The sequence below is a fragment of the Heliobacterium chlorum genome (assembly GCF_014502795.1).
In the GTDB taxonomy this organism is placed as follows: Bacteria; Bacillota; Desulfitobacteriia; order Heliobacteriales; family Heliobacteriaceae; genus Heliobacterium; species Heliobacterium chlorum.
Genome location: NZ_JACVHF010000044.1, coordinates 1 through 10,664 on the forward strand (window position 1 = coordinate 1; position 10,664 = coordinate 10,664).

Sequence of the window (10,664 nt, forward strand, 5' to 3'; positions counted from 1 at the left end):
GGCTCTGAAGTCATTGCCTTATCGAACAGCAATCATTATGACCTCATTATATTAGATATTCGGATGCCCGATGTAGATGTATTGGAGGCAGCCAATCAAATTCGCAAACTCGGCATTAAAACTCCGATCTGGTTTATCAGTGTTTTCTCGGACGAACAAATTGAAGAAAGTATACGTAACGGACTTGCTTCGAAATATTTTTGCAAGCCGTTTGACGTTAACGATTTTAGCACCGAAGTAAAACGTTTATTCCAAAGCAAGAAAAGGGCGGTTTGATCCTACTATACAGAAACCAGTCCAACCACGTATCTCTCAAAGCCATTTTGTCTTTCAAGGTAGGGTTGTATAAGCCTGAAACTGGAAATAATATAATTGTCGCGCTGTTCCTTGTGCTCTTTTCAAAACTCGGTTCAGCGTATTTCTCATATCAGCTCCCACGTCCCCTGAAAGAGTCCGTGTTTCACGGGCTTCTTTCGTTTTCTGGACATGTTTTCTAAGAATCAATCATAAATTGTATCGTGCTTTTGCCCTCTAAAGAGTTCCATCCATGTTGCACCCTGCGATTTGCGGGGTATTTTTTTTATTGACAACAGTCATTGTCATACTTTCTAAAGACGAGCATAAATAGTATATTGTCATGTTCGGCTGTCCTGCCATTCCTTTCTCTCTATGTCTTGACCCCACAAGTTTAATGTGGGGTATTTTTTTGAAGTTAACACCGGTATTACTCAGTCAATCATGCATATAGATTTACTGGCACGGTTCACATGACCCTCTATCATTTCGCGGCTTCGCCCTGCGGGTTTATCGCGGGGTACTTTTTTTCTTCTTTAATCACGTTTGAAGAAAACCCGAATATTTTAATATTGTCATTGCATCCCCCGAGTCCCAAAGTGAATCGTCCCACCCCCACATTTGCGGGGTATTTTTTGTCCTTAAAACGGCATTCTAAGCTCGTTGCGTTGTCTAAATAACCAGCCAACCGGATGTTTACCAACGCAATATGGTTCTTGGTTTGCGGCCCGGCGACTGTATTCAGAACCGGGTCTGCTAAATCCTTGAGCACAACTGCTCATCTTTACAGAACTCCCGTATTTCGGGAGGGTAGTACGGATGGGCTTTTGGTTTTTATTCTTGGGGAACCCAGCCCCAGGAGATGACGGTAATGCCGAACGTTTACGCTCAAACTGGGTGTGATAGTTGAAAACTGGGTAATTCCGTTTTTCGAGTAGCAAATGCCTCAACTTATGAATAAAGTATCTATGTGATCGCCCATCTCTCAGTGGTCCACTAGAACAGTCACCTCCTAGTAGATTGACTGAAGATGGGCGGTGTTCATTCGTGTTTAGAGACTCGCGTATCAAGTAAGTGACTTTTTACTCATAATAACCGAGCACAATCGCCCATGTACACTGACCTCCCAACTAAACCTCGTTGTCGGGAGCAGCGTGAATGGGCGGTTGTTTTTTATTACGGGACACTAACCCGGAGGTGATGCGTCTTCATCCAGGAATGGCTTGAATCTCGACGGCAGCGGAAGAGGGAAGAGGACAAGATTGCTTTGTCGGAATCGAATGGTACCGAAGGTACGAGTGAAACTTTACTCAGCGATCTTGAATTCTTCCTGCAACAAATTGAAGCCACGGGGATTACAATTCCAGCTAGCGTCCAAAGATTACTAGAGGAAAGACTAGACGAATTGAAAATTCGAGACAGAATGTTTAGTGAATGTTTACAGCGAGTGAAGGAAATAAAATCAGCCACGGACCCCAAAAAGAGACTTCGCCACTAACGGCGAGGTCGCTTTTTTCGTTTTACATAGAAGATGAGTTTTTTGCGGGATAAGGGAGGCTATTTGTGGCGTTTGAAGGGCCAGTTGGTCGAAAACTCATCTGCTATGGTAACTTAAGCAGACGAAGATAGGCATTTCTTATCTGTAAATTAAAAGGGAAATAAAGAAATTCGTAGAATAAATAGTATATAATGATTTTTACTCGACGGCTGTTTGAATGTGTACCTTGAGACAGGAGTTGATTTATTTTGAAATCAAACTTCACTTTTCTTGAAGAGAAGTGGCCTTTACTAGCATCTCTCGGGAGTATGGCCGAAAAATATCTTTATACAGACTCAAATTCTTGCCTAATCAAATTAGGACTATTTGCTGAGTCTATCGTTCGACATATGTTTGCGTTAGACAACATAACAGAACCACAACCACAACAGGAAAATACTCATGCGAATCGGATAAAAGTGCTTAAAAAAGAAGGGCTTCTTCCCAAAGACATTGATGATATTCTTTATGCGATAAGAACAACACGCAATGATGCCGTCCATGACGGGTACGAATCAACGGAGCGAGCGAAGATTCTTCTAGAATTTGCACATAAACTTGGTATATGGTTTATGCAAACCTATGGTGATTGGGACTATGAACCAGCAGAGTTTGTGTTGCCCGAAGATATCAGTTTAGATAGCAAGTTTAAGTCTATCATTGAAGCACAGGAAGCAAAGATTAAACAACTTACAGACATGATTCAAACCACTCCTGCCATAGGAACAGAGGTTTCGATTTCTGATAGAAGAAAACGGGCAAATAATTCAGCAGATAAAATCAATCTTTCAGAGAAAGAAACTCGATATCTTATCGATGAACAGCTACGAAAAGTAGGATGGGAAGCCGATACGATCAATCTTCGATATTCAAAAGGGACAAGACCTCAGAAAGGTAGAAATTTAGCGATTGCAGAATGGCCTACTGACTCAGAGGTTGGTAATGGTGGTTATGCCGATTATGCTTTGTTTGCTGGAACCCAACTGGTAGGCATTATCGAAGCAAAACGCCATTTCGCTGACATTCCATCCGTAATTGACTATCAATGTAAGGATTACGCCAAAAATATAAAACCAGAGCACTCAGGTTACCTCATTTCTAAATGGGGAGATTACCAAGTGCCTTTTCTGTTTGCTACCAATGGGAGAAAGTACTTAAAGCAGCTTGAAACAAAATCAGGGATTTGGTTTTTGGATGCTCGTAAGTCAACCAATATTCCAAAAGCTGAACAAGGTTGGGCCAGCCCTCAAGGGCTAATGGAATTGCTTGAAAAAGACATTGATAAAGCGGACAAAGAGCTTAGAGACACCGGTTATGATCTATTAACTGATAAAGGTGGACTAAACCTAAGGCCTTATCAGATAAAAGCGATTCAGGCCGCTGAAAAATCAGTCATTGGCGGTCAACAGTCAATTCTTTTATCCATGGCAACAGGTACAGGTAAAACACGCACAATTCTAGGGTTGATTTACCGCCTTCTAAAAGCCGAGCGATTTAATCGAGTATTGTTCTTAGTTGATCGCACCGCATTAGGGGAACAGGCACAAGATGTATTTAAGGAAGTAAAATTGGAAGACCTTATGACCATGGATGAGATATATAATATCAAGGAACTTGAAGATAAGGATATTGAGAAAGAAACAAGACTGCATGTTGCCACCGTTCAAAGCTTAATAAAGCGGATCATGTATAACGAAGGCGAAACTATGCCATCCGTCACCGATTATGATTTAATTGTTGTTGACGAAGCACATAGAGGTTATATCCTCGACAAAGAAATGGGAGACGACGAACTATTCTATCGAAACCAGGATGACTATGTCAGTAAGTATAGAACCGTCATCGAATACTTTGATGCAGTAAAAATAGCTCTAACTGCGACACCAGCCCTTCATACGGTAGAGATCTTTGGAAAGCCTGTATTTAACTACACCTATAGAGAAGCCGTAATAGAAGGTTATTTAATCGATCATGATGCCCCACATAACATAAAAACAAAGCTATCCACTGAGGGGATTCACTATAAAAAAGGTGAATCTGTCGCTATTTATGATCCCGTTACTGGAGAAATCACGAACAGTTATGAACTTGAAGACGAATTAGACTTTGACATCGAGAGTTTTAACAGAAAAGTGATCACAGAACCCTTCAATCGAACCGTTCTGCAAGAAATTGCGAAGTCAATTAATCCAGAGGGCGAAGGTAAAACTCTTATCTTTGCTGTTGACGATAGCCACGCTGACCTAATCGTGAAAATTCTTAGAGAGATTTATGAGGATTACGGTATTGATAATGATGCGATTAAGAAGATCACAGGCTCAGTGGAAAATGGTAATAAGAAGAAGATATCTGAAGCAATCAAGAAATTTAAGAACGAGAAATATCCTAATATAGCTGTGACCGTAGACCTTTTGACGACAGGTGTTGACGTTCCTGAGATAACAACACTTGTTTTCTTGCGTAGGGTAAAATCGAGGATTCTCTTTGAGCAGATGCTTGGGAGGGCTACTCGTCTATGCCCAGAAATAAATAAGACTCACTTTGAGATATTTGATCCCGTGGGCGTATATGAATCACTAAAAGCCGTAACCACAATGAAACCTGTCGTCGTTAATCCAACCGCTACCTTTGAAGACCTTATCAATGGGCTCGAAAAATTACCGACAGAAGAACAAAAAAAGAATCAAATCGATATGATCGTTGCCAAATTACAGAGAAAGAAAAGAAAACTAAGTGGTAAAACGCTAGAACATTTTATCGATCTTTCGGGAGGAAAAAATCCAACACAATTTATCGAGGAGTTAAAGTCTTTACCAATCGAAAAGGCTAAAGAACAAATATTAAAGAATAAAAACCTCTTTGAAATGCTTAACGAGGGGAGCACTAATCCAACCATTCCTGTAGTCATTTCAGATAAAGAGGACGAATTAATTTCTCATACCAGAGGCTACGGAAACGCAGAAAAGCCAGAAGATTACTTGGCTGAGTTTAAGAACTTTATCCAAAACAATATAGATAAGATAGCAGCTCTTAATATTGTGTGTACAAGACCTAAGGAGCTTACTCGCGAAGCATTAAAGAGCCTGAAACTAGAACTTGACCGTCATAAGTTCACTGAGGTACAGTTAAATTCAGCGTGGAGAGAATTAAAGAATGAGGACATTACCGCAGACATCATTACCTTTATTCGGCAACAGGCCATCGGATCGCCTCTTATTAGTCATGAAGAAAGAATTAAAAATGCAGTAAACAAGTTAAAGAAAAAACACAACTTCAGCAAGATCGAACTTGACTGGCTTCGTAGAATTGAAACCCACTTATTGAATGAGAGCATCATTGATAAAGAAACGTTTGATGCAGGAGCATTCAACTCCAAAGGTGGTTACAAGGTTATTAATAAAATATTTGGAAATAAATTGGATGATATCATAGCAGAACTTAATGATTATTTGTATGAAGAATGGAGTGCTTAACGTTGACCAACCAAGAAATTGTCTCCAAACTGTGGAACTTATGCAATGTGCTCAGGGATGATGGTATTACCTATCATCAATATGTGACGGAGTTAACCTATATCTTATTTCTGAAGATGAGCAAAGAAACATCGACAGAAGGACAAATCCCTGAAAAATACCGTTGGGACGAACTCACTAAAAAGAAAGGGATAGAATTAAAAAAGTTCTATAACGAACTATTAAATCACTTAGGCGAGAATTCCACTGGAAGAATAAAAGAGATCTATTCTGGTGCAAGATCAAACATCGATGAGCCAAAAAATCTAGAAAAGATTATTAAATCGATAAACGATCTTGACTGGTATTCAGCCAAAGAAGAGGGTCTTGGAAACCTTTATGAAGGGCTTTTAGAGAAAAACGCTAACGAGAAAAAGTCAGGAGCGGGGCAATATTTTACGCCTCGTGTGCTGATTGATATTATGGTGCAATTAATCGACCCACAACCAGGGGAGAAGTGTAATGACCCTGCATGTGGAACGTTTGGCTTCATGATCGCTGCTGATAAACAAATTAAAGATAAGACAGATAACCTTTTTGATTTATCCATCGAGGAGCAAGAGTTTCAAAAGAAAAAAGCCTTTACTGGCTGTGAGTTAGTACATGATACGCATAGACTGGCACTTATGAACGCCATGCTTCATGACATTGAAGGAGAAATCATCTTAGGCGATACTCTTTCAAACGCAGGGAAGAATCTGAAAGGTTTTGATGTTGTTCTTACCAACCCTCCTTTCGGTACTAAAAAAGGGGGAGAACGTGCGACTCGTGATGATTTTGTTTATCCAACATCCAACAAACAGCTTAACTTTTTACAACATATCTACCGTTCACTCAGAGCAAATGGGAAAGCCAGAGCATCCGTGGTCTTACCTGATAACGTCCTTTTTGCTGATGGTGATGGGGCGAAAATCCGTGCAGACTTGATGGACAAGTGTAATCTACATACCATTTTGAGGCTACCCACAGGAATTTTTTATGCTCAGGGTGTCAAAACCAATGTGCTTTTCTTTACTCGTGGCACAACTGATAAGGGCAATACAAAAGAAGTATGGTTTTACGATTTGCGTACGAACATGCAAAGTTTCGGGAAGACAACACCCTTAAAACATGAGCATTTTAATTCCTTTGTAAAAGCCTATACAGCAGAAGACAGAAGGACAGCTCATGACGAGCGTTTTTCCGTCTTTACAAGGGAGCAGATCAAAGAAAAGAACGACAGTCTTGACTTAGGCTTAATTCGAGACGAAAGTATTCTAGATTATGAAAATCTCAAAGATCCGATAGAGAACGGGGAAGAAGTTGTCGCTCAACTTGAAGAAGCAGTTGACTTAATTATGAGTGTAGTTAAAGAGTTAAAAAGTTTAGGTGGAAGCTACTAATGGCTAAAAAAAAGAAATTATCGTCTGATGATTTAATTAACCAGGCAATTATGAAAGATGACGAAGTGCCGTTTGGGCTTCCGAATAATTGGGTGTGGACAAGAATAAAATCTATTACGCTACCGATGACAACAACTAAACCAGATAAAGAGTATTTTAAGTATATTGATATAGATGCGATAGATAATAGAAATCAAATAATAAAAGATTTTAAGACTATAGAGACTGCCAGTGCTCCAAGTAGAGCGACAAGAGGTCTTGAAGAGGGTAACACACTATTCTCGATGGTTAGACCTTATCTGCGAAATATCGCTTATGTTCACAAAGAGTATTCCGATTGTATCGCATCTACGGGTTTCTATGTATGTAAGCCTTCTAGGGCAATAAATTCAAGATATTTGTATTTTTTGTTATGTAGTGAATATGTAATTGCAAATTTAACGTTACTGATGAAAGGAGATAATTCTCCTTCAATTAGAGGTACAGAATTAGAGGAGTTTCCAATTCCTCTAGCCCCATTACCTGAACAAAAACGTATAGTAGACTTGATTGTATCGCTTTTTGAGAAGTTAGATCGTGCTAAAGAACTTGTGCAAATTGTCCTTGACTCATATGAAAACAGAAAATCAGCAATTCTTCACAAGGCTTTTTCGGGTGAGTTGACAGAAAAATGGCGAGAAGAAAATGGGCTTGGCTTAGAGAGTTGGAAAAATATACTATTTAGAGACTTGGTTTATGAATCTAAGTTAGGCTTAGTCAGGAATATAAATGAGCAATCGATAGACTTCGAAATTAAATACTTAAAGATGAATAATATTCATAAAGACGGTTACCTTGACTTAAACAATTTAATGTATGTAAACGCTCCAAAGTCAGAAATAGAGGCATACAAACTTAAAAGTGGAGATTTTCTCTTTAATACAAGGAATAGTAGAGAGTTAGTAGGTAAAAACGCTGTCTATAAAAACACAACTGAGGAGCCAGTACTTTATAATAACAATATTATGAGAGTTAGATTCACTAAGGAAGTTATTTCTGACTTTGTTTGCTATTACTTAAATTCTGCGAAAGGGAAAGCTGAATTAGACAAGATTAAAAAGGTTACAACGAATGTTGCTGCTATATATGCAAAGGATTTGAATAAAATTATTATTCCGACTCCATCGATTAAAGAACAGCAAGAGATTTGTGCAATTTTGAATAGGTTGATAGATAAGGAGCAAAACGCTATTGAACTTTGTGATGTTATTGAAAATATCGACCTAATGAAAAAATCCATTCTTGCTCGTGCTTTTCGTGGTGAGTTAGGTACTAATAAGCCAGAGGAAGAAAGTACATTGGAGTTGTTGAAAGAAGTTTTGAGAGAACGGGTGGAAAAATAAGAAGAGGCAATCGAGGCTATTTATTACTTGTACCCCGCCACCCACAGCCCACCTATTGAATAGACAGGCAGTTCATCCCATCGTGGTTGGACTGCCTTTTCTATTTTCAAAGAGCAAAGAGGTGGAAAATGACAGCAATCATCGGTGAATTATCGGTTGACCGCATCTATAACATGGACATCCACGACGGCCTCAAACTAATCCCCGACAACTCTATCGACCTCATCATCGCCGACCCACCTTATGGCATCAATTACCGTAGCGGCAGTCGCAAGAGAAAGTTCACCGCAATCCAAAACGACGACATCATCATGGCCGACTGGTTGTCCGACGCTTATCGAGTGCTGAAAGATGGCGGTGCTTTTTACTGCTATACCCGCTGGGACGTCTACACCGAATGGTATCACCGCATCTCCCAATACTTCACCATCAAGAACTGCATCGTCTGGCAAAAGAACGGTGGGGGAATGGGTGACCTTCGTGGAGCCTACAGTCCCGCTCATGAATTTCTCATCTTCGCTGTGAAGGGACGTCACATATTAAATGGAAAGCGAATTTCAGACGTATGGGCTGTGCCTCGCGATCCAGCAGTAACCTACATCCATCCCACGCAAAAGCCGGTAAAACTGGCCGAGATAATTATTGAGAAGTCATCGCAGCCGGGTGATGTTGTGTTGGTTCCGTTCTGCGGAAGCGGTGGAGACTGCGTGGCTGCCAAGCGGATGGGGCGAAGGTTTATTGCGTTTGACGTTGAGGAGCAGTATGTGAAGGCGGCAAATATTAGGTTGAGGGAAGCAGCGTAAATAAAGATAGTTCTCACATATGTGTAAAAATCTCTTAACAAATGTTGATTATTTCTAAGATAAGTTTACACTTGAACAAGGGATTCTGAATAATTTGGGGAGAGGTTTCGGAATGGCTATCACAGATGTAAGGATTAGAAAAATCTTTCAAACAGGTGCTATCAAAGCTATTGCATCGGTTACTATTTACGACTCTTTTGTTATCCATGATATCAAAGTCGTCGAAGGACCAAACGGGATATTTGTTGCCATGCCGAGTCGAAAGAGACCAGATGGGAGCTTTTGTGATATCGCTCATCCGATTACCCAGGAATCTCGAAGCTTACTTTTAAACGCGGTACTTCGTGCGTTCGAAGCAGCATAATCAAGTTAACAACATCTGGTATTCAATTTGCAGATTACAACATCATACAATAAATTGTAGAGATAAAAATAACAATCCCAGGCTATAATCTCGACGATCATTACCTCGTTCGTTTCAAATTAAAAAAAGTGGCTTTTGCCAAGGGGAGTGCATCGTTTTTTGAAAGCCGTGATTATGGCCGGTGGAGTGGGTTCCCGGCTGCGTCCGCTGACGGACACCATGCCGAAACCAATGGTTCCTGTTCATGGTAGACCAGCGATGGAGTATGCTGTTGATTTATTAAAACAACATGGAATAACTGAGATTGCCGTAACACTGTGCTATTACCCCGAGATAATCATGAAATATTTTGGTGATGGAACTCAATTTGGTGTACGGTTTAATTATTTCATCGAGAATGAACCACTTGGTACCGCTGGCTCTGTGAAACAGGCCCAGCAATTTCTTGATGAAACGTTCTTAGTCATTAGCGGGGATGGAATAACGAATATAAACCTATCGAAAATCATTGAGTTTCATCAGAAAAAACAAGCGCTAGCGACAATGGCATTAACCACGGTGGACGATCCGACTCAATTTGGAATTGTAATTACCGATGAGAACGGTTATATTCGTCGATTTATTGAAAAACCAAAACCGGAACAAGTATTTTCCAACACCATTAACGCAGGAATATATGCCTTTGAACCCAGTATCTTCGATTATATCCCAAGTGGTTTTTACGACTTTTCAAAGCAATTGTTCCCGCGACTGTTAGAAGAAAAGTTACCCTTGTTAGGCGTAAATGCCAAAGGTTACTGGAAGGATATTGGCACGATAGAACAGTACAAACAGGTCCACCTCGATATTAATAACGGTTTGGTTTCCAACGAATTAAGAGTTGCAATCTAAACAGCATACATCAACCAGGCTGGACAGATGTTCACCTGGTTTTTTGCTTTCCCAGTAGTGGAGAGCGTAATCACCACAGCCATATCTGTTTCACCATGTGTTCCGACAGAATCCATTGGTGATATAACTCCATACAGAATATAACAGCAAGCCACACGTGGCCACAGCCCGCGACGTGGCCAACCCAGCCGTGCGGCAGCTGGGCGAGCGCGAGGCGAAGGTGTCTCTTGTTCCTCTATGGGGAAAAACGGTTCATATGAGTATAAGGCGTCAATCAACACCTGATTACACAAACATTAAGCAATGTCAAAAGTTTTGACAGGGGTGTCGCGCTGTTTGACATAAAGTAATAACAGTATATATAAGAGAGGGTAACGGTTATAAGATTAATAACGGTTATATAACAGATATACACGTTATACCGCACATTCGACACCCCTACTATGCGCCTCTAACAAATTAAACTAAAGAAAAGTGGCAAATAGGCAAGATTATTTTA

Annotated in this window: 8 protein-coding genes; 7 read left to right on the plus strand and 1 reads right to left on the minus strand. The window is 40.2% G+C overall.

From position 1 onward, the window contains the following. The coding region (locus H1S01_RS18885; RefSeq protein ID WP_188041951.1) for a response regulator at positions 1-276 on the plus strand (276 nt) is incomplete at its 5' end. A gap of 502 nt (positions 277-778) precedes the next feature. On the opposite strand, the gene H1S01_RS18890 is transcribed toward H1S01_RS18885, so the two are convergent. Next, a complete protein-coding gene (locus H1S01_RS18890) occupies positions 779-1,066 on the minus strand; it encodes a hypothetical protein (RefSeq protein ID WP_188041952.1) in 288 nt (95 codons plus the stop codon). A 974-nt stretch (positions 1,067-2,040) separates the two neighbouring features. Between H1S01_RS18890 and hsdR the strand changes: the two genes are divergently transcribed. The 6 genes from hsdR (at position 2,041) to H1S01_RS18920 (ending at position 10,165) form a co-directional block, all read left to right on the plus strand. Then, positions 2,041-5,304, plus strand: coding sequence for a type I restriction-modification system endonuclease (gene hsdR, locus H1S01_RS18895; protein ID WP_188041953.1), 3,264 nt, complete (start codon positions 2,041-2,043; stop codon positions 5,302-5,304). A 2-nt stretch (positions 5,305-5,306) separates the two neighbouring features. Next, positions 5,307-6,725 carry a class I SAM-dependent DNA methyltransferase gene (locus tag H1S01_RS18900; protein WP_188041954.1) on the plus strand — a complete coding sequence of 473 codons (1,419 nt, stop codon included), beginning with the start codon at positions 5,307-5,309 and terminating at the stop codon, positions 6,723-6,725. Further along, complete coding sequence (locus tag H1S01_RS18905; protein WP_188041955.1) at positions 6,725-8,107, plus strand: restriction endonuclease subunit S; 1,383 nt, start codon at positions 6,725-6,727, stop codon at positions 8,105-8,107. The genes H1S01_RS18900 and H1S01_RS18905 overlap by 1 nt, the downstream gene beginning before the upstream one ends. A 128-nt stretch (positions 8,108-8,235) precedes the next feature. Beyond that, positions 8,236-8,910, plus strand: coding sequence for a DNA-methyltransferase (locus H1S01_RS18910; protein ID WP_188041956.1), 675 nt, complete (start codon positions 8,236-8,238; stop codon positions 8,908-8,910). A 112-nt stretch (positions 8,911-9,022) separates the two neighbouring features. Then, positions 9,023-9,274 carry a septation regulator SpoVG gene (gene spoVG / locus H1S01_RS18915; RefSeq protein WP_155476953.1) on the plus strand — a complete coding sequence of 84 codons (252 nt, stop codon included), beginning with the start codon at positions 9,023-9,025 and terminating at the stop codon, positions 9,272-9,274. Between the two features lie 168 nt (positions 9,275-9,442). Beyond that, positions 9,443-10,165 (plus strand): nucleotidyltransferase family protein, encoded by a 723-nt coding sequence (locus H1S01_RS18920; protein ID WP_341479145.1) that lies wholly within the window; start codon positions 9,443-9,445, stop codon positions 10,163-10,165. Positions 10,166-10,664: the final 499 nt, after the last annotated feature.